We start from the raw sequence: 19,852 nt of genomic DNA on the forward strand, positions 1-19,852 counted from the left end.
GGGGCGCTAGAGTGCCTCGCCCTCGATCCGGGGCTTCAGCCGATTCACGGCATTGGTTACTTCCTCGTGATGGGGATGTATAGACAGCGCCCGGGAATAGGCCGCGTAGGCCTGTTCCGGGCGGCCAAGCGCCTCGAAGATCAGCCCCAGCCCAAAGATCGCCTCGTACTGGCTGGGGTTGAGCGCCAGCGCGCGCTCGAGATCGGCAAGCGCCAAGCCATAGCGCTCCTGCCCGAAAAAGGCCGAGGCCCGTGCGTGCCAACCCTCGGCGAATTCGGGTGCATGGTCCGTGAGGGCCGTCAGATGTTCGATCGCCGTTTCGACATCTCCGACGTCCAGAGCTTCGCGCCCCCGCGCGAGCAGCAGATCGGCCGAGGCCGAGCCGGATTTCATCCAGATTGCCTGCAGTTCCCGGTCGATCCTCAAGGCCTGCGGCGGGTCTGCCTGCGACAGTTGATCCAGCAAGGTCGCTTCGTCCCCGGAAATCGTCTCTTCCGCCACACCGCTTCCGGAAAACGTGACTATGAACGCGACTGCCGCGACGATACCTTTGAGATTGGGGTATGCAATGCTCATAACAATGGTCACTGTAGCGTAGCGTTGGTCGATGTCCAATCACGGCGCTGAAACAACATGAGGAATACCATGAGTGACATTCTGGAACAGGCCGCGGCCGCTCTGAACGAAAAGCTGGCGGGCGGCGGATTCGACTCCTCGGCCAAGTTCGCGATTGCCGATCACGGCTCCATCGTGCTGGACGCCGGCGGAGCGCGCGTCAGCGACGAGGATACCGACGTGACCCTGAGCGCCGATGCCGAGACTTTCGAACAGATCCTCAGCGGAGAGTTGAACCCCACCGGCGCCTTCATGTCCGGCAAGCTGAGCGTGGATGGCGACATGGGTGTTGCGATGAAGCTTGCATCGGTGCTGGCCTGATGACCCTGACGCCGGCCCCATTCTTTGAAGACGTGGCCGGCGGCCCCGCCGGTGGCGCGGCCCATTGGGTGCAGACCTCGGACGGTATCCGCATACGCGCGGGACACTGGCTTCCCACCGGTGCGGCAAGCGGCACGGTGATGGTGTTTCCGGGCCGCACGGAATACGTCGAGAAATACGGCGATGCCGCGCGCGAATTCGTCGGGCGCGGGTTCGCCGTTCTTGCCGTCGACTGGCGCGGACAAGGGCTGGCGCAGCGGTTGCTGCCCGACCCGCGCATCGGCCATGTCGACGCGTTCACGGACTATCAACGGGATGTTTCCGCGGTTCTTGACCTGGCGACGGAACTGGACCTGCCGAAACCGTGGTTTGTCGTCGGTCACTCCATGGGCGGCGCCATCGGGCAGCGCGCCGCGATGGAGCGGGACTGTTTCAGCGCCAGCGCCTTCACCGGACCGATGTGGGGGATATTCTTCTCGTCCCTCATGAAGCCCCTCAGCCAGATCACCGCCTATTGGGGGCCGCGCTTCGGGTTGGGCCACAAGACCCCGCCGACCACGTCGCTGGAAAGCTACGTCGCCTCGCAGCCGTTCGAGGGCAATGTCCTGACCCGGGACCCGGACATGTTCCGCATGATGAAGGATCAACTGGCCGCCCATCCCGAACTGGCGCTGGGGGCTCCTTCCACGCTGTGGCTGCGCGAGGCGCTGGACGAATGCAAGTACCTCATGGCGCAGCCCGCCCCGAACATTCCCTGCCTGACCTTCCTCGGCGGTCATGAGCAGATCGTGGACCGCAAGGCGATCCGCAAGCGTATGGAGGACTGGCCCAATGGTACGCTGGTGGAAATACCTGACGGCGAACACGAGGTACTGATGGAAGGCCCCGACGTTCGCGGCCCGGTCTACGAACGGATCGCCGAACTGTTTTCGGCAAACCTGCCGAACAACGCGCGCCGCACCGCCTGAGCGCCGGCGCCCGTCGAAGGACCGTTGATTGCTTGTGATCGCGTGGTCCCGCGCATAGATGTGGGCAAACGCAGCTTCATGAGGTGTTCGATGATCCGTCTTCCCTTTCCTGTACGCGATGCCAACACGCGCGGCGGCGCCCGCGACCTGGGTGACCTCCCCGAATGGGATCTAACCGATCTCTACACCTCCAAGGACGCCCCGGAACTGGCGCGGGACCTGCAGTGGCTCCAAGCGGAATGCGCCGGTTTTGCAGCGGACTACGAGGGAAAGCTGGCCGATCTGGACGCTGACGGCCTGTTGAACTGCGTGAAGCGCAACGAAAGGATCAACACCGTCGCCGGGCGCATCATGTCCTTCGCCGGGCTGCGCTACTATCAGCTGACCACCGATGCCGAGCGGGCGAAATTCCTGTCGGACATGCAGGAAAAGATCACCAATTTCACCACTCCGCTGGTCTTCTTCACCCTGGAACTGAACCGGATCGAAGACGACGCTCTCAAGGCGCTTTTCGCCGCCAATGCCGAGCTCGCCCGCTATGAACCGGTGTTCCGCCGCATCCGGGCGATGAAGCCTTATCAGTTGTCCGACGAACTGGAAAAGTTCCTGCACGATCTGGGCGTCGTCGGCGACGCGTGGGAACGTCTGTTCGACGAGACCATCGCCGGACTGAGCTTTGTCGTCGATGGCGACGAGTTGAACATCGAAGGCACCCTGAACCTGCTGACCGACAAGGACCGTGCGAAGCGCGAAGAGGCGGCACGAGAGCTGGCAAGCGTGTTCCAGAGCAATATCAAGACCTTCGCCCGTGTTCACAACACGCAGGCCAAGGAAAAGGAGGTCGTGGACCGTTGGCGCAAGATGCCGACCGCGCAGACCGGCCGCCACCTGTCGAACGACGTCGAGCCGGAAGTGGTCGAAGCCCTGCGCAAGGCGGTCGTGGCTGCCTATCCCAAGCTCAGCCACCGCTACTACGAGTTGAAGCGGAAGTGGCTGGGCCTAGACAAGATGCAGGTCTGGGACCGCAACGCGCCGCTGCCGATGGAGGATACCCGCATCGTCGACTGGGACGAAGCCCGGAAAACGGTCATGGACGCCTACAACGCCTTCGATCCCCGCATGGGCGAGATCGCGGCGCCCTTCTTTTCAAAGGGATGGATCGATGCCGCCGTGAAGCCGGGCAAGGCGCCCGGCGCCTTTTCGCATCCGACCGTGACCGAGGTTCATCCCTACGTCATGCTTAACTATCTGGGCAAGCCGCGCGACGTGATGACCCTGGCGCATGAACTGGGTCACGGCGTGCATCAGGTGCTGGCCGCAGATCAGGGAGAGATGCTGGCCTCGACCCCGCTGACGCTGGCCGAGACCGCCTCGGTTTTCGGCGAGATGCTGACCTTCCGCAAAATGCTCGACACCGCAAGGACGCCGGAACAGCGCAAGGTGCTGCTGGCGGGCAAGGTCGAGGACATGATCAACACCGTGGTCCGTCAGATCGCGTTCTACGACTTCGAATGCAAGCTGCACGCCGCACGGCGCGAAGGAGAACTGACGCCCGAGGACATCAACGCATTGTGGATGAGCGTCCAGGCCGAAAGCCTTGGTCCGGCGTTTGAATTCATGGATGGGTACGAAACCTTCTGGGCCTATATCCCCCATTTCGTCCACTCGCCCTTCTACGTCTACGCCTATGCCTTCGGCGACGGGCTGGTGAACGCGCTCTACTCCGTCTACGAAAGCGGTGCCGAAGGGTTCGAGGACAAGTATTTCGAGATGCTCAAGGCAGGCGGATCCAAGCATCACAAGGAATTGCTCGCTCCCTTCGGCCTTGACGCCAGCGACCCGAAATTCTGGGACAAGGGGCTGTCGATGATCTCGGGCTTGATCGACGAGCTTGAGGCGATGGAGGAATAAGCCGGCGCCATGGCCGAAACGCCGAAACCGCAAAGCATCCGCGACCGCTTCCGGGGCTTCCTGAACCGGGTTCGGGCTCGGGTGCCGCGCGGGTTGCGGCTGGCACTGGGTCTGGTGCTGATCCTGGGCGGTACCTTGGGGTTCCTGCCCATCCTGGGGTTCTGGATGATCCCGCTGGGCGTCGCGGTCGCGGCGCTCGACATCCAGCTTTACAGGCGGTGGAAACGGCGCCAGAAACCTAAATAGGTCCGACGCTTCACCCTATTTCAACTGGCTGTCCTTGGACCCGCGGCGATTGATGCCGGCGCGCGGCTTGACCGCCGCATCCCGGTCCTGCTGGCAATCGATGCAGAGCTTGACGCCGGGCAACGCCACGCGCCGCGCCTCGGGGATCGGTTCTTCGCATTCCGCGCAGTGGGTCAGGCTCTCTCCTACCGGGCGCTTCTGCGACTGCATCCGCGCCAGTTCGTCATTGATCGACGCCTCGATCTGTTCACTTACCGCGCCATCGCGCGCCCAGCCGCCGGCCATGCCATTTCTCCTTCGCAGGCCATTCAGCTTACAGCGTCGGGAAAATCCTGCAAGTCGGCGGCCCGACGACGCAAAGTCAGCCTTCCCTCAACAAGAGCCGTGCGTACTCTACCGGCAACAAAATGCGGAGAGGCGAACATGCGAAGGATTCTGAAATGGCTGTCCGGGCTGGTGCTGGCGGCTTTGATCGCCGGGGCGGTGATCTTCTTCGGTTTCCTTCCGGCCCATGTCGAGGACACCAGCAACAACGTGATCGACCATGAACCCTACCCAGTATCGGACACCGCCGCGCAACTGCACGAAACGCTGATCGTGGGCGATCTGCACGCAGATCCTCTGCTCTGGAACCGCGACCTGAACCAGCGCGGCGACCGCGGTCAGGTGGACATCCCGCGCCTGATCGAGGGCAATGTGGCGCTGCAGGTCTTCACTGCCGTGACCAAGTCTCCGGCGGGTCAGAACTATGACAGCAACGCCGCAGATGCTTTTGACAACATTACACTTCTGGCGATCGGGCAGCTCTGGCCGCTGCGCACCTGGGGCAGCCTTCGGGAACGCGCGATCTACCAGGCCGAGAAACTGCACGCCTTCGAGGCCGAGTCGGACGGCAAGCTCAAGATCATCAGGACGGCCGCGGATCTCGACATGGTTCTGGATGCCAAGGCGCGGGGCGAAAACGTGGTCGGCGGCATCCTCGGTATCGAGGGAGGCCATCCGCTGGAAGGCGATCTGGCCAATCTCGACCCGATCTTCGACGCGGGCCACCGGGTTTTCGGGTTGCAGCATTTCTTCGACAACGAATTGGGCGGCTCTCTGCATGGCGAGGGCAATTCCGGCCTCACCGAGTTCGGGCGAGCGGTCGTCGCCGAACTGGCGAACCGGCCCGTTGTCATCGACCTCGCCCATTCCAGCCCGCAGGTCGCACGTGACGTGCTGGAACTCACCGACGTTCCGCTGATCGTCAGCCACGGCGGTTTGCATGGTTACTGCCCGGTCAAACGAAATTTCCCGGACGATCTGATGCAGGACATCGCCGCGACCGGCGGCGTGATCGGCATGGGGTACTGGGCGGACGTGACCTGCGGCGACATTTCCCCCAATGGCATCGCCAAAATGATCAAGGCGGCCGTCGAAACCGTCGGCGAAGATCACGTGGCGCTTGGATCGGACTATGACGGTTCGGTCGAGACCGCTTTCGACACTTCGGAGCTTGCCGCCTTGACCTCGGCCCTTTTGGACGAAGGTCTGAACGAATTGCAGATCCGCAAGGTCATGGGCGAAAACATGGTTCGCGTTTTCCGCGCCCGGCTCAACTGACCAGCCTTCATCTTTTTCCAAATACTCCGGGGAGCGCGAGGGGCTGGCCCCTCGCCCCCGACCTCGCAAAGGAAACCCCGCCCGGACCTAAGGCCGGACGGGGTCGTTCGGAAACCGGTTGCCGTATCACATAGTGGCCAGCATTCCCTTTTCGCGCGCCAGTTCGCGCATCTTCTTCTGCAGCTTCTCGAAGGCCCGCACCTCGATCTGACGGATCCGTTCGCGGCTCACTTTGTATTGCGTGCTCAGATCCTCCAGCGTCACCGGCTGATCCATCAGGCGGCGCTGGGTCAGGATATCCTTTTCCCGGTCGTTGAGAACGTCCAGCGCCTCGGCCAGCAGTTCCCGCCGCGCTTCCAACTCGTCACGGGCTTCATAGTCGCTGGCCTGGTCTGCATCTTCGTCTTCCAGCCAGTCCTGCCACTGCATCGTGCCTTCGCCGTCCGAACCGACCGTGGCGTTCAGCGACGCGTCGCCTCCGGACATGCGGCGATTCATGCTGATCACATCATCTTCGGTCACGCCCAGATCCTCGGCGATCTGCTTGACGTTTTCGGGGCGCAGGTCGCCCTCTTCCAGTGCGCCGATGCGCGCCTTGGCCTTGCGCAGGTTGAAGAACAGCTTCTTCTGCGCCGAGGTCGTGCCCAGCTTGACCAGCGACCAGGACCGCAGAATGTATTCCTGGATCGAGGCGCGGATCCACCACATCGCGTAGGTGGCCAGACGGAATCCCTTTTCCGGATCGAACCGCTTGACCGCCTGCATCAGGCCCACATTGGCCTCCGAGATCACCTCGGCCTGCGGCAAGCCGTAGCCGCGGTATCCCATGGCGATCTTGGCCGCCAGACGCAGGTGCGACGTCACCATCTTGTGCGCAGCCTCTGTATCCTGCTCTTCGACCCAGCGTTTCGCCAGCATGTACTCTTCTTCCGGCTCGAGCAGAGGAAACTTGCGGATCTCCTGCATATAGCGGTTCAGACCGCCTTCCGGCGTCGGCGCAGGGAGATTTGCGTAATTTGCCATGTACCGTGTCCCTCCGAGAAATGTTTAGCTCTTTAACATAGGATGTGGGTCATCCATGTTGCCCTTTCAAGACCACGGGGTAACAGTTTGTTATTAAGCTTCCATTAAGAAAAGATAAGAATGCGTTCATCACGCTGAATTGCACTTCATGACACCTGCGCGCGCAGCGCAGAAATCAGGTTCTCCATGTCTTCTGGCAGGGGCGCTTCGAACCGAAGTTTCTCACCACTGACCGGGTGTTCAAAGCCCAGAACCGCCGCGTGAAGCGCCTGCCGCGGGAAGCCGCGCACCGCCTCGGCCGCCTCCTCGCGTATTGACCGCGCTGGCAGCTTGCGCTTGCCGCCATAGACCGGATCTCCGACCAGCCCATGCCCGGCATGGGCCATGTGCACGCGGATCTGGTGCGTGCGCCCGGTTTCCAGCCAGCACTCGACAAGTGCAAGCACGGCCGGAGATCCAAAGGTCTCGACCACCCGGGCCCGCGTCACCGCATGGCGTCCGCCGTGAAACAGCACCGCCTGTTTCTGGCGGTCGGTCTTGTGGCGGGCCAGTTGCGTGGTCAGGCGCAGGATGTTTCCGGGCTCAAAGCTTGCCCCCTTGACGCCGCGCAGACGCGGATCGTTCGCCTCGGGTACGCCAAAGCAGACCGCGCGGTAATACCGCTCGACGCTATGCGCCTCGAACTGAGCCGCCAGCCCCTGATGCGCTTTGTCGGATTTGGCGGCGACCAGCAAGCCGCTGGTGTCCTTGTCGATCCGGTGCACGATGCCGGGCCGCTTGACGCCTCCGACGCCGGACAGATCGTCGCCGCAATGATGCAGCAGGGCGTTGACCAAAGTCCCGCCGGGTGAGCCCGGTGCAGGGTGAACCACCATGCCCGCGGGCTTGTTGATGACGATCAGATCGTCGTCCTCGAAGACGACGTCCAATGGGATGTCCTCGGGCCCGATATGGCTGTCCTCGGCCTCTTCGACCGAAATGGAGATCCGCGCCCCCTCGACGACGCGCGCCTTGGCGTCCGTGACCACCGCGCCGTCGACCGACACCGAACCGTTCTCGATCAGGCGGGCCAACCGGGTCCGCGACAGGCTTTCCTCTTCTGGCACATCGCGCGAAAGCGCCTTATCAAGGCGGGGCGGCGGAGCGGCCGCGATTTCGAATTCTACCAGGCGAGTGCCCATGACTGTCCCTTCCGAACCCCAAGAACCGCAGGAAACGCCGCAGTTGAGACTGCTCAGGCGGATGGTCATGGCCCTGACCGCGGTGATGATTGGCGGCGTTCTAGTGACATTCGCACTGATTGTCATCCGTCTGTCGGACCGCACCCCCACCTTGCCCGACCAGATCGAATTGCCCGACGGCGCCCGCGCACAGGCCCTGACCATCGGCAACAACTGGTACGCCGTCGTCACCGACGACCAACGCATCCTGATCTTCGACAAGACAACGGGGCGGTTGAGGCAGGAGGTTGCGGTAGAGTGACACTGCGATGTCATACTGGTCTAGGTCATGCTACGCATGCCGCGTGCGCGAACAAGGCACTTTGAGCATTTAGTGCTTTGTTCGTGCGAGATAAATAAATGGAACGACTACAAAGATTTGACCCCTCAAGATTAGGTGAAATGAATTGTCCAACGAAAACCGCATTAGAACAGAACCGGCAACGCTGTGGGTAGGTGACGCATTCAGCGCTTTGGAATATGTCAGCCTGAAATCTTTGGTAATACAAGGCATGAATCCAGTGCTTTTCTGTTACGATGACGTCAAGAACGTTCCGCCAGGCGTGACAATAAAAGACGCCAACCAAATTGTCGGCAGAGACAAAATCTGGGTCAACAAGGAACGCAATTCTCTTGCACCCTTTTCGGACTATTTTCGGTACCTCTTATTGGCAACGACTAACTACTACTGGGTCGACGCCGACGTTCTTGCTCTGAGGCCGTTTGATTTTGTATCGGACTATTTTTTGGCATGGCATCCACCCGTATTGGCAGTCGGTGTTCTAAGCGTGCCTCATAACTCGCCAACATTATCTGATCTAATCAAAGCCTGCGAGAAACCGAATGTGAATTTCCCGTGGCTGAAAAGAAACAAAGGCCGATTGGAGGACCTTTCAGAAGATAGCGGGGCAATAGCTCCTGAGGATTTGCCATATAAAGCGCTCGGACCACTCGCCCTTACTTGGCTGATGCGCAAACATGGGGAAGAAAGACATGCATTGCCGGCGGCATCACACTATCCGCTGCAACCAAAACACATACTGAAACCTTTTCATCGCGTTTCCCCAAGAATTAATTGGGAAGGTGCCTATTCAATTCACCTTTTTGGGTCGGTTCAACACAGGAAGTTTCGAGAGATGAAAACCACGCTACCTCCTCACGGAAGTTTTCTCGAGCACATGTACAAACTGTTTGAGGTCGACCCCACGGCATTCGACCCTGATTTCTGAATTAGAGGGAAATTGACGGCGCCGTTTCAAAAATCAAACGACGACGCGTTCTTCTTCCAACAACCAAGAAAATGAGCGGGAAAAAGCCGATCTCGAAATAGAACTACTTCGCACATAAGCGAAGCTGCTCTTGCACCTTTGGATCAAGGCATTATTCATTAAAACAGCGCAAGAATCTCGCCAAGTTGCCTCGCGATTTCCTCTGGTGCGGTGCGGGCGCGAACTTCGCGCATTACCTCCAGTCCGCGTCTCCATTCCGGGCTGCCGTACAAATCGCGCGCCCTTGCGATACCCTCCAGGATCGATTGCTCCGAGGCGTCATCGATCAGAAAGGGGTAGTCCTCACCCAGATAGGCAATCGCATCATCAACCTGTCGGTTTACCAAGACGTTGGCGTCAACCGCCGCTGCATTGAAACCTTTCGTAAATGGCTTGGCCTGCCGGGCTGAGACGGCAGGGCGAGCACTTCTTTCGCGGACGCAATAGTGCATGGGGCAACTGCGCATCGCCTCAATCACCGAAGAAAACCCGTAGTCGCGGCCGTAGTCAGGCGACTGCACTGAACCTGCCACGGCCGCCGGCAGGTAGGTATTCGACAACTTGCCAAAATAGGAAATCCCAAAGTTTTCCGGTTCGTCTTGTGCAGGGGTCAGCCGCGGGTCCGCATGATGCGCCAGATGCATCACTTCGACACTCTGCGAGATGTCAGCACGTGAGGTCAGCGTCTTTTCGAGAATGTCCCTCCCTCGAAAAGACGCGGCGATATGAACATCCGCCAGGCCAAGTGTTTCCTGCGAGGCTGGAATGTCGAGGTGATCGATGCAAAGGCCACGCACCCGAGCGCGCAAGACATGAATTGCGGACGGTGTAAACGCTGACAGCGCGTTTTTCAGCAGGATGACAATGGCGCCGTCAAGAGATTGGGCGAATCTGCGTTGTCGAACCGGCCTACGTCGTGGAGGTGGCGACGCGACCTCAAAATGGTAACGATCCCCCAGATGCTTGCTGGCGATTACGGAAAGCTGATCACAACGCATGATCTTGCCGCCCATGTTGACCTGCCCCGGCCGATGCAGGAACACAACGCGATTCATTTCCTTCCCGCTATTCCGCGGCCTGAAACGTTGAAACTCAACGCCATTCGGAAAACAATCTCAGTGGCTTTTTGCAAGGCTTCGACCTCTCCCGCGGTGTCCCGTTGAAAGGTGAGTTCATCCTCGGTCAACTGCGGCGGTTCAAACAACGTTTTGCGGTCGGGGAAGAACTCGCGCAGAAAACCGTCGTCCGTGCCGGCAAGGTAGCCGTCCAGCCAAGTGCGTTCCGAAGATTCCAGTACATCATGACGACGCAACATGACCGGATCCTTTGCTGAAAGCCGGCGCAACCTCCGGCTTTCCCGTTTCCCCATCGCGCGCGTCACGATGCCGAATGCTTCGCTGGCCACGCGGGACAGCGACGGATTGGCGGGCATGTCCGTGGATGCCCCGTCAGGAACTTCGAGGCCCATCTTCTCAAAAAAATCATCAATTACGTTGCCGTTCTTCAAAAGTGCGCGATCGTAGATTTGCGGTTCGATCGCCGCTTCGGGAAAGGCCATGCGGATCTGTTCGACACGACCGGAATAATTGTGCCCTTCGGGAGAACGCTCAATTTGCTCAAGCCGGTCGCGGACAAACTTCGTGGCGCCTCCAGTGATGCGACCGTTTTTGGCTCTTTGTTTGTAGTCGGCCTCGAAAAAATCTGAATAGCGGCGGCAATAAAAGACAACTCTGATCTCTTTGGCGGGAATGCCCGAAAAAACTTTTGCTAGCCGCTCCATATCGGCCGTGAAGAACATCTCGGATGAGACTAGGCAGGCCTGGTGCCGATGTGCCTCGTATTCTTCGGCCAGCGCCTCTTGGAATCCGGCGAGGGAACTGGGCGTCTTGTTGAGGTCAAATACGATCCTGTTATGGCTGATGGGCAGATTGCCTTCTCCGTTGAGCCGTCGGCGGCCTGCCTCCATGTAACGCAGCCCAGATTCCGGCAAAAGGTTGCGGTTGCTTCGGAGAAACCCTTGTAGCGCAGTGGTTCCCGTTTTGGGCATTCCTATGTGAAGCCAAAGCATACAGGGACCTCGTTCACGTTTCGGCTTTTTTGTCTTGGTCCTTGAGGTTGACCAAACATGGCAAGATTGCTGCAGCTGCATCGTATGCTGAAATCGGCAAGCGAAAGACCATCAACACAACGACAATTCCGATATCAGCGCGGCGGCCAGCCGCCGTCCCACCTTGCGCCCGTCAAACAGGGACGGAACCGGGTGTTGTTCCCGAATGGGCGCCATATGAAAACGGTGGTTGCCGTCATAGAATTTGAAGTTCGTTTCGCACAGATACAATTTACCCGTACGGGCGCAGGGCAGAATGTCATGCGCGAACAGTCCTACCCCCAGACCCCTCTTCACCGCCGCGGCGATATCCGCGATCTGATCCTGGTTAGGCGTGATCAGTTTGTCATGGAAGTATCGTATCAGGTCGGCATCGACCGGAGTATCGCGGGTATGCACACTTGGCGCCGTTCCGGCACGCACCCAAGCGAAGAGAACCTTTCCACCAACGGCTTGTGCGCGTATGCATACGTGCCAGAGTTCGCCCGCATATTCATGGCGACAGTCAATGTATTCGGTGTTGTAGCGGGCCGGGTTAATTTCTTCTTCCGGCCCGATCAGTTGCACAGGAACGTGGGCATCGCTGACGGCGTTTGAAAAAACAGTTTCGAATTCTTCATTGAGCTGAATGAGCTTGGGCATGGGTACGCCCGCTTCCGTCAACACTTGGTTCTGGCGGATCTTGTGACCGACAATTCTTCCCTGTTCGACCGAATGCAGAATGTGGTGCCCCAGGTCGGCAAGTTCTCGTTCCCGCCCTCGCAGCCAGTCGACCTTTTCATTCTGAACGACAAACAGCTCGTTGTAGTGCAAAAGAACGAAACTTTTCGGGTCTCGTACAGCTCCCTGATCCAGCAAGTCCGAACACGAAAGGATGCTGGACGGCACACCCATTTTTGCAAGTGTCCGCGTCAGCCTCAGAATGACGTTGCGCGAGCCTTTGCCCTTTGCAACTACACCTGGTTCGTCGAAATCAACCACATGGAAGCGCGCCATCAAACGCTCTCCGTCCGACCGGTCGCCATCATGCGTGCTAGCAGGTCCGCCATCTCGGGCAACTCCCGCAACTCCGCGATTTGCGCACGGTGCGAGTCGCAGCAAGCCTTGTGCAGACGTGCGGTCTCGGCGTCCGACATCAGTTCCTCGTACATGGCGGCCTTTCGCGGGGCGATGGCGTCGATCGAGCGATCCTCGACCGAGTTCTGATTCATCATGTTCCAGTATTCCAGACCCAGGCTTTCTCCAAGATGGTGCGCACGTCCGCGCATTTTCTTGACGAGATAGCTTTCGCAGGACTTCAGCGCGTAATGGTTGAGCTGCACAAGATCGTACCCGACCGAGTCCCTGGCAGAACGCCAGCTTCCGGTGAAATAACGATCGGGCATCGGCTGCCCGGACCCGTTGTACCAATGACACTCGTCCATGCCGTCGACAAGCGGGCGCTTTGGCCGGTGAACGCCCAGAACACCCCACAGACCGCCCTTGAACATCGTCTTCAGCCCCCAGGCCTGCGGTGGGCGGGGACAATGCTCGGGCGCCGCCATTTGGAACCGTTCAGACAGAAAGCCGTCCTCGTAGCGGACGACGCCGGCATTGCCGAACAGGCGCCAGGTCATGGAAATCATCCGCGCGTCGGGAATGGCCGCGGTCAGGGCGCGCAGAGTGTGATCGCCGGTCTTCACGTTGATCTGCTCGTCTGCATCGATCACGATCACCCAGTCCTGATCGCGTGCCACGCCCATTTTCATGAATTTCTTGTAGGCGCGTTTTTGGGGGTTGCTCCGCCGGCCCGAATTGTTGTCCACGTGGGTCAGAATTCCGCGCGCATCCAGCCTGTCCAGCAAGGTGTCGGTGCCGTCAGTGCAGTCGTTGGTCATGACGACCATCTTGTCGATGCCGATGGCCAAGTTGTGCGCCACCCATTCCAGCAAGAACGGACCCTCGTTTTTCATTGGGGTCACGCTGATGAACAGCGGCTCTCCGTCTGACATGTGCTTCCTGCCCGTTATGCGTTCGCGAACTCAGGATCTGCCCCGCCTTCGCGCACCTTGAGTTTTCCGAAACCTTACGGCACGCGCCATCAAAGGCAAAGAGGCTTTGCTCGAAGCAACCAAATACCTTCGGGTTCCGAAGCCGGAAGGTCAAAATCGTCAGAAACCAAGAATTCTCTTTATCCAAACCTGCGAGAGCGGATAACAAAGCCTGCCGGGACCAGGTCCGGGCGTTGAACGGAACCCTTGGTCCAAGGTCAAACTGCATATGAGTACATCCCAGCTAGCCCCGGTCGCGAATGGACTGCCCGCCGTCGAATATCTGAAGAGCCAGTTCAAGATCCTGCCGCAAGGCATGATCCAAGTCGGTGCGCACAACGGCCGCGAGATTCGCCAGCTTGCCCGTTCCGGCGTGTCGCGCGGCGTATTCATCGATCCGTTGGACGAAACTTTTCCCATGCTTTCGAAAAGGGCCGCGCAGCATCCCGGCTACCGGGCAGTCAAGGCGCTGGTCGGGGACGAGGACGGTCGCGAGGTCGAGTTCCATGTTGCGTCGAATTCGGGAGAAAGCTCCAGTTTTCTGGCTCCGGACGCACATCTGGAAATCAAGTCCGGCATATCCTTCGACACGACCCGCAAGCTGACCCTCCGCAGTCTCGATGCGCTCCTGGACGAACAAAAGGTGGATACTTCAGAGTATGATCTCCTCTTTGTCGATACCCAAGGCGCCGAGCTTCACGTCCTCAAAGGGGGCATGAAGACACTCGGTCGGATGCAATTCCTGTGGATGGAGGCAAGCATCGGCGGAATCTATCAGGGCGACACGGCGCTTGGTGATTTTGTCCCATTTCTGAAGACGTTGGGATTTGAACTGGCCTGGTGCCAGATGAAACGTCTGGGTTGGGGCGACGCGCTGTTCGTCCGGCGCGAGCTGTTTGCGGGTGGCAAGGCCTGAGCGCAACTCGGCATTGGCCCATCCGGACCGTTCAGATCCAGTCAAGAAACACCCTATCCTCCAGTTGCGCCGCCGCCACCCGCCTGCGCAACATGCGGTAATCGCGCCGCAATTCGGGAAACTGCCGCTCGTGGGTTTCCACGACGGTCAGCCTGACATGCCGCAACAGATCCCGATCCATGAGATCGTTCATCACTTCAAGTTCGGCGCCTTCGATGTCCAGTTTGAGAAGGGCGATGTCATTGCGCTCCTCAAGCCGCTCTTCGATGATCGCGGCGAGGCGCACGATCGGGACCGAAACCATGTTTTCAGAGTTGGCATCCACCTCGGAACTCCCGGAGACGACCGTGCTTTTGACCGTCTGAGCCAAGGGGTTCCGATCGAAGGACACCGATCTCATCAGATCCACCTGCCCTTGGCGCGCGCCAACGGCCACATTGTGGAGCCGGACACTTTTTGCCCTGCGCATTGCCCGGACAGCTGTTCGAATGCCAGGGGATCGGGTTCGTACGCATCCACATCCGCCCCGGTTCGCGACATTCGCGCCGCAGTCAATCGCCAGGTCGCCCTCCCGCAGCAGAGCGCGAATACCAAAGACCAGCCCTTTGGCCTGCGCATGCAAACGATCTCGGCTCAACTGGCGGCGTTGCTTTTTCGAAAGCCCTTCCGTATCGAAGTACCCATGAATTAAGCGAGTTGACCCTCGGCTCGGGACAGGTTCGGGGGCCTTTTTTCGATGTCCATCACCTCAGAACCTACGGGCATATTCGAATGAATATTTGTGCGATCACAATGGCGTGGAAAGATTATTGGTTTCTCGAGAAATGGGTTCGCTACTACTCGGAACAATTCGGAAGAAACAACCTTGTCATTGTCAGTCACGGCCAGGATCCAAGGCACGAGGAAATCGCGTCCGGCTGTCAGTTGCTGGCTGTTCCCCGCAATGGGGCGATGTCCGAAGACCTCGAGCGGCAGCGGTGGCGCTTCCTGTCGGATATCTCAACCATGATGCTTCGACATCACGATACGGTGCTATGCTCGGATGTGGATGAAATCGTTCTTGCCGCGGACCCAACCAGAAGGTTGCAGGACGTACTGACCGAACTTGGCGACTTCGCCACGATTTCGCCGGTCGGCGTCGAAATCCTGCCGCCACGCCAACCATACAATCAATCTGCCGGAATTTTTCCTCAGTGCCAGGCCGCGTTGTTCAGTTCCCGTTACTCGAAACCCTGCATCACGCGCCAACCGATATCGTGGAGCGTCGGCGGCCACGGCGTCTTCGGAAACCCGTGGCGCGTGACCCCGGAGCTCATTCTGTGCCACATGCAGTACGCGAACCCCGAGATCCTCGAAATCAGGCGGAGTGAGCGCGCGGCGGACAGCGACGCCACTCCCGACGGGGCCGGGCTTCCCGCCTGGTCACGCAAGCGGCGCCACCGCCGGGGCTTGATACAGCTATACAATTCCCTCGAAGCGACCGAAAAAACGACTGCGCTGAACACGGCCGCGCGATTGTTGCAAGAGAGCCAAAACACGCATCCAGACGGCGAGCTTCGCTATCCGCGGCGGCTGGGCGTCTTGCATGCCATGCAATTCGATATCGGACAGCTAGCCACCGAAGGGCTGTGACACCGCTAGCTCCGCGAAGAAATGCGGTCCAACTGGTTGGCAAACCGCTGGTATGACGGGCAAAGGTCGCGGGCGCGCTCCAAGAAACGTCGGGCTTTGTGATCCTCGCCACGGCGCATGAGGATCTGGCCCGCCGCGCCCTGGATCGATGCTGTCTCGTTGTCCAGGCCCGCCGCCTGCAGGATCTGGCTTTCTCCCTGATCCTTGGCGCCAATGCGTTCCAGAAAGCGCCCGGATGAATAGATCAGAAACGGGCTGTCCGGGGACAGGGCCAAGGCGTCGCCATACGCGAATCTCGCCGCCTGGTGGTCACCTTCGGCCTCAAGCAATTCTGCCAACCGCTTGTGATACAGGGGGTTCTCATTCGACAGCGCCAGTACGGCGCGGCTTTCGTCTATCGCGCAAGCGGCGGATACCTCTCCCAGACGGTATCCGAGCATGGCAGCCAGGCTGCGCCGGCTGGGATGCTCGGGGGCGATGGCTTCCACACGGTCCAAGCCCTCTTTCAGTTGCGCCAGGCGGTCGCCGCTGTCCAGCAACCGCCGGGCTTTCTGATCCAGGGCAAGCTCGTGCCAGTCAAGCAGGATCATGTCGAAATTGCAGGGCTGTCGAACGATCACCTTCCACTGCACCAGATGCAGGTTGCTGAACGGCGTGAAACTGCGCTGCCGGACGTGCCTTTGAAGTTCCCAGTCGATCGGCGGGCAAAGGCGCTCGGGCAACTGGTTCCGGTACAGCATGCGCGAGCCCAGAACGATGACGTCGGGCCGCATCGGTTTCGCCCAAAAGGCGCGGGTGAACATCCGCCCCGCGCCCCAGCGTTTCCCCCGCGCGCCCAGAACGGCGCCCAGCAGGGCACACAAGGCCGCGTGATCTTCGGGCCAAAGTTGCTTGTTGTTCAAACCCTCCCGCGCCAGCTTTTCCGCTTCGGCCCACTTGCCCAGGTAGAAACAGTTCAACGCCTGCAACAACGGCAGAAAGGCGTTGTCCGCCCCGGCTTCGATGATCGGCCAAGCCAGGTCATAGGCTTCCTTGCTGCGGTCGCCCGCATTGAGGTACTGCGCCGCCTTGGAATAGATATGCGCGGCCTCGGACGGGTTCAGAAAGACCGAAGGCCCCTGTCGCACGCGCCCGATCACCCGTTCATTGGCCTCCGCGATCTCCTGTTCCGTCAACACATCGCGAAACACCAGCCTCTGCCGCCCCGAGATGCGGGCTGCGGCCATGGAAAACGCCGATATGATCGGGGCTATGATCTGATCGGCACGCGACATGGCGTAGAGTTCCAGGAAATCGCGCTGGGCCCGCGTCATGCCGGTCAGATCCGCGATGTCGGACATCTGCATCAGATGCGGATGGCCGCGCTGAAACCGCTTCAGAAGCTCCGGCTGGTCTGAAAACATGATCGCCGGAGCGCCCGAAGCCTTTTCCAGATGCCGCTCGTAATACTCCTCCGGCTCGACTTTCGCAGGCCAGGTCGTGTGCTTCCACGGCAACCCGTTCAGGATATCGCCTCTGCGGATGTGATAGGCGGATACACCCTGCCCCGACAGAACCCGATCGGCACGGTCCATGATCGCCCTGATGGCGGGGTCAAAGCCGATCCGGTCCATGAACGCGCGATAGCGCGGGCGGATGGCCTCGATGTCCTCCCATGGAAAGGCCAGTATCTCGAAACCTTCCTCGACGATGACGGCACGCCCCGAGGCCAGATGCGCGTTCAGCCTGTTCGGGCTCGTGTCGCTCTGAAAACTCCAGATGGGCGCAGCCGTCCGGTTCAGGTCCTCAAAGTCCTTTTCCGAGAGGAAATGCTGCTCCATCCAGTCCGGTGCGAACAGTTCTTCGGGATTGTCCAGTTCGGGCGCATCGGCCCCCTGAGGAAACCAGTTCACCCTGAAGCCGGTTCCAAAATCCTCGCCCAAGCGGATGCAGGTCAGCAACATGAGCAACCGCGCGCCCAGCCGGTCCCGCCGCTGCCCGATGAAAACGCCGCGCCCGTCTGTCACGCGTCGAGCCCGTCCGCATCGTCCTGAGGTTCGGCGTTCCGCCTGCTCTCGCGGCGCAGAGTCTTGAACTTGCGCCGCGCGGCCTGCACAAGCTGCGCATGGGTCTCGGCGCCCCGTTCTTCCAACCCACGCATGTACCACGGCAGCGTGCGCCTGGCTCTGAACATCTGATAGAACTGCGCTTCGGTCAGGGTTCCATCCATCGCGCCGTTCATCAGCGGTTTCAGCAGACCAAGCTTGCGCAGCATTGGCGCAGAGAAATGGTTCGAGAACCAGGTTTTCAGGATCGTGGTGTTTGGCCCCATCAGGCGTTGTGCGTGCTTGTGGTCAAGGTCGAAGAAGGGATCGTAGAACAAGTACAGCCGCCCAATCGAAGGCAGGGACTCGGCACAATCCCCATAGGGCAGATCCCAGTTCTGGATGCGGCCATAGCGGTACCGCGTTTCCCAGGGTACCAGCCTTTCGTCCAGAGTGGATTGCGGGTTGAAGGCGACCACGGTCGCGCCGGGAACCAGCCGTGCGAATGCCAGCGCCGCGAAAGCGCCCATCGAAGAGCCGGTCAGCACCACTTGCCCAAACCGGTCAAAAAAACCCTCACGAGCCTTGCCTTCGAGATAGGTGATGATTTCCTCGTCCCGAAACCAGGCCTTCGTGCGTGCGAATACACCCAGGTGGGACCAATTCCGGTCCCGGAAGAACTTCCACCCCCAGGGTTCGCGCGCGAATGACAGGTCGTTCACGACGGCGATGTTGTCGAAGCTGACGACCAGGCGTTCTTCGGACCGGTGATGGAAGCTGATCGCGTGACGCTCGAGTTTCTGCAGGAACCCCTTGCCGTCGCCGCCCGGGTAAAGCTCGACGAACCAGGGGGGCGCGGGGTCGGTCAGGATGCGTTCGTACCCCGTCGTGCGGTCCGGGTGGTCGGGCTTGAGTTGGCTTTTCGATAGTTCTTCTGTCATGGCCTCAGACCAGATTGTCCGCCAGCCAGCTGCGGAAGGCAACCCAGTCGGACCGCATCTTGATCTCGGCCACCTTGGCGCGATGCCAGTCGCAGGCGTCTTGATGCAGGCGCGCCAGGTCCGGATCGGCCTTCAGTTCCGCCAGCAAGGGCGCCGCCCGTTCGGCAATCGGCTGGATCGACGTATCGGGCGTTTTGTTGGCGTTCATATCGCGCCAGTAGGACTGCCCCTGATCCACACGGATGTGATTGGTCCTGCCGCGGTCCCGCTTGACCAGGAAGCCATCAAGGGACCGGACCGAGTAATGATGCAGCCGCCCCAGCGAATGATCGAAGTTTCGCCAAGCCCGCCAGCCCACGTCAGCGGCGGGAAACAGGTTGCCGCCTGCATCAGACCAGGCGACTTCGTCCTCCCTGCCCTCTTCCATGCCTTTCGGACGGTGAGGGCCGAACCGGGTGAACTTGCCGTTGTTCCGGAACAAGGTCTTCAGGCCCGACGCCCGCCCCGAATGATGGGGAAAGTCGATATCCGCCATGGTGAACGCCTCGGTGACCGGCCTGTCCTCGAATGCGATGTTGCCCGAACTGCCGAACAGCCGCCAGGCAAAGGAAATGGCATCCACCTGCCGGCCCGCACGGCGTTCCACTTCCGAGATCAAGGCGGGAAAGGTGCCGTCACCGCAACGGATGTTCCAGAACTCGTCCACGTCCAGGCACAAAAGCCAATCGGCGGATTTCACCTTTGGCTGCCTTCTGGCCCGCCGCAGCATCTGGTGCTGCGGGTTTCCGCCTTCTGCCACCTCGTTCACGACATGGGTCGCCAGCCCCAGATCCTGCAGCCGTTTCGCGATATCATCCGTGCCGTCCTCGCAACTGTTCGTGAAAATCACGAAGTGTTCGACGCCGAGTGTCCGGTGAAACGCCACCCACTCGAGCATGTACGGCCCCTCGTTCTTCATGGTCGTGAAAATAGTAATGTTTTCAGGCACGTTTACGCTGTCCCGGCATTCTCATCAAACCCTTCGCACA

22 protein-coding genes are annotated in these 19,852 nt (G+C 60.0%); 10 read left to right on the top strand and 12 right to left on the bottom strand.

What is annotated here, in order from left to right:
- Positions 1-6: 6 nt before the first annotated feature.
- A complete protein-coding gene (locus tag FGK63_RS07715; RefSeq protein ID WP_171052592.1) occupies positions 7-576 on the bottom strand; it encodes a tetratricopeptide repeat protein in 570 nt (189 codons plus the stop codon).
- 69 nt (positions 577-645) lie between these two features.
- Here FGK63_RS07715 and FGK63_RS07720 point away from each other — a divergent pair, with 69 nt between their 5' ends.
- The 4 genes from FGK63_RS07720 (at position 646) to FGK63_RS07735 (ending at position 4,061) form a co-directional block, all read left to right on the top strand.
- A complete protein-coding gene (locus FGK63_RS07720) occupies positions 646-936 on the top strand; it encodes an SCP2 sterol-binding domain-containing protein (protein ID WP_138841029.1) in 291 nt (96 codons plus the stop codon).
- On the top strand, positions 936-1,904 hold the full coding sequence (locus FGK63_RS07725) for an alpha/beta fold hydrolase (protein WP_138841030.1): 969 nt from the start codon (positions 936-938) through the stop codon (positions 1,902-1,904). Before FGK63_RS07720 ends, FGK63_RS07725 begins: the two co-directional genes overlap by 1 nt.
- Before the next feature lie 90 nt (positions 1,905-1,994).
- On the top strand, positions 1,995-3,815 hold the full coding sequence (locus FGK63_RS07730) for a M3 family oligoendopeptidase (RefSeq protein WP_138841031.1): 1,821 nt from the start codon (positions 1,995-1,997) through the stop codon (positions 3,813-3,815).
- A 9-nt stretch (positions 3,816-3,824) separates the two neighbouring features.
- Positions 3,825-4,061, top strand: coding sequence for a hypothetical protein (locus FGK63_RS07735; RefSeq protein WP_138841032.1), 237 nt, complete (start codon positions 3,825-3,827; stop codon positions 4,059-4,061).
- Between the two features lie 15 nt (positions 4,062-4,076).
- Here FGK63_RS07735 and FGK63_RS07740 read toward each other — a convergent pair whose 3' ends face one another.
- Positions 4,077-4,346, bottom strand: a complete 270-nt coding sequence (locus FGK63_RS07740; RefSeq protein ID WP_138841033.1) for a DksA/TraR family C4-type zinc finger protein — start codon at positions 4,344-4,346, stop codon at positions 4,077-4,079.
- A gap of 138 nt (positions 4,347-4,484) precedes the next feature.
- Between FGK63_RS07740 and FGK63_RS07745 the strand changes: the two genes are divergently transcribed.
- A complete protein-coding gene (locus FGK63_RS07745) occupies positions 4,485-5,663 on the top strand; it encodes a dipeptidase (RefSeq protein WP_138841034.1) in 1,179 nt (392 codons plus the stop codon).
- A 126-nt stretch (positions 5,664-5,789) separates the two neighbouring features.
- On the opposite strand, the gene rpoH is transcribed toward FGK63_RS07745, so the two are convergent.
- A complete protein-coding gene (gene rpoH / locus FGK63_RS07750) occupies positions 5,790-6,686 on the bottom strand; it encodes an RNA polymerase sigma factor RpoH (protein WP_138841035.1) in 897 nt (298 codons plus the stop codon).
- A 146-nt stretch (positions 6,687-6,832) separates the two neighbouring features.
- Positions 6,833-7,867: an RluA family pseudouridine synthase gene (locus tag FGK63_RS07755; RefSeq protein ID WP_138841036.1), complete on the bottom strand. Its 1,035-nt coding sequence runs from the start codon at positions 7,865-7,867 to the stop codon at positions 6,833-6,835.
- Between FGK63_RS07755 and FGK63_RS07760 the strand changes: the two genes are divergently transcribed.
- Positions 7,866-8,168: a DUF6476 family protein gene (locus FGK63_RS07760; protein ID WP_138841037.1), complete on the top strand. Its 303-nt coding sequence runs from the start codon at positions 7,866-7,868 to the stop codon at positions 8,166-8,168. The two genes, FGK63_RS07755 and FGK63_RS07760, sit on opposite strands and share 2 nt — an antisense overlap.
- A 145-nt stretch (positions 8,169-8,313) precedes the next feature.
- Positions 8,314-9,135 (top strand): hypothetical protein, encoded by an 822-nt coding sequence (locus tag FGK63_RS07765; RefSeq protein ID WP_138841038.1) that lies wholly within the window; start codon positions 8,314-8,316, stop codon positions 9,133-9,135.
- Positions 9,136-9,293: 158 nt separating this feature from the next.
- Here FGK63_RS07765 and FGK63_RS07770 read toward each other — a convergent pair whose 3' ends face one another.
- The 4 genes from FGK63_RS07770 to FGK63_RS07785 form a co-directional block, all read right to left on the bottom strand.
- Positions 9,294-10,229 (bottom strand): hypothetical protein, encoded by a 936-nt coding sequence (locus FGK63_RS07770; protein ID WP_138841039.1) that lies wholly within the window; start codon positions 10,227-10,229, stop codon positions 9,294-9,296.
- Positions 10,226-11,221 (bottom strand): hypothetical protein, encoded by a 996-nt coding sequence (locus tag FGK63_RS07775; RefSeq protein WP_218961116.1) that lies wholly within the window; start codon positions 11,219-11,221, stop codon positions 10,226-10,228. Before FGK63_RS07775 ends, FGK63_RS07770 begins: the two co-directional genes overlap by 4 nt.
- A gap of 132 nt (positions 11,222-11,353) precedes the next feature.
- Entirely contained in the window at positions 11,354-12,277 is a 924-nt protein-coding gene (locus tag FGK63_RS07780; RefSeq protein ID WP_138841041.1) for a hypothetical protein, read from the bottom strand.
- Positions 12,277-13,272, bottom strand: a complete 996-nt coding sequence (locus FGK63_RS07785; protein ID WP_138841042.1) for a glycosyltransferase family 2 protein — start codon at positions 13,270-13,272, stop codon at positions 12,277-12,279. The genes FGK63_RS07780 and FGK63_RS07785 overlap by 1 nt, the downstream gene beginning before the upstream one ends.
- Positions 13,273-13,540: 268 nt before the next feature.
- On the opposite strand from FGK63_RS07785, the gene FGK63_RS07790 reads away from it, so the two are divergent.
- The gene (locus tag FGK63_RS07790; RefSeq protein WP_138841043.1) at positions 13,541-14,227 is read left to right on the top strand and encodes an FkbM family methyltransferase; all 687 of its coding nucleotides are present in this window, start codon (positions 13,541-13,543) and stop codon (positions 14,225-14,227) included.
- Between the two features lie 31 nt (positions 14,228-14,258).
- Here FGK63_RS07790 and FGK63_RS07795 read toward each other — a convergent pair whose 3' ends face one another.
- Complete coding sequence (locus FGK63_RS07795; protein WP_342777320.1) at positions 14,259-14,696, bottom strand: FkbM family methyltransferase; 438 nt, start codon at positions 14,694-14,696, stop codon at positions 14,259-14,261.
- On the opposite strand from FGK63_RS07795, the gene FGK63_RS21160 reads away from it, so the two are divergent.
- On the top strand, positions 14,643-14,918 hold the full coding sequence (locus FGK63_RS21160; protein ID WP_342777321.1) for a hypothetical protein: 276 nt from the start codon (positions 14,643-14,645) through the stop codon (positions 14,916-14,918). The two genes, FGK63_RS07795 and FGK63_RS21160, sit on opposite strands and share 54 nt — an antisense overlap.
- A 5-nt stretch (positions 14,919-14,923) precedes the next feature.
- Positions 14,924-15,859 (top strand): glycosyltransferase family 2 protein, encoded by a 936-nt coding sequence (locus tag FGK63_RS07800; RefSeq protein WP_138841045.1) that lies wholly within the window; start codon positions 14,924-14,926, stop codon positions 15,857-15,859.
- 5 nt (positions 15,860-15,864) lie between these two features.
- On the opposite strand, the gene FGK63_RS07805 is transcribed toward FGK63_RS07800, so the two are convergent.
- From FGK63_RS07805 to FGK63_RS07815, 3 genes are read right to left on the bottom strand one after another with little or no spacing between them, the layout of a single operon-like run.
- Complete coding sequence (locus tag FGK63_RS07805; RefSeq protein WP_138841046.1) at positions 15,865-17,865, bottom strand: hypothetical protein; 2,001 nt, start codon at positions 17,863-17,865, stop codon at positions 15,865-15,867.
- Entirely contained in the window at positions 17,862-18,824 is a 963-nt protein-coding gene (locus FGK63_RS07810) for a hypothetical protein (protein WP_138841047.1), read from the bottom strand. The genes FGK63_RS07805 and FGK63_RS07810 overlap by 4 nt, the downstream gene beginning before the upstream one ends.
- Positions 18,825-18,828: 4 nt before the next feature.
- Positions 18,829-19,812, bottom strand: a complete 984-nt coding sequence (locus FGK63_RS07815; protein WP_138841048.1) for a glycosyltransferase family 2 protein — start codon at positions 19,810-19,812, stop codon at positions 18,829-18,831.
- Between the last annotated feature and the right edge of the window lie 40 nt (positions 19,813-19,852).

The sequence above is a fragment of the Ruegeria sediminis genome, assembly GCF_005938215.1.
GTDB classification, from domain to species: Bacteria; Pseudomonadota; Alphaproteobacteria; order Rhodobacterales; family Rhodobacteraceae; genus Ruegeria; species Ruegeria sediminis.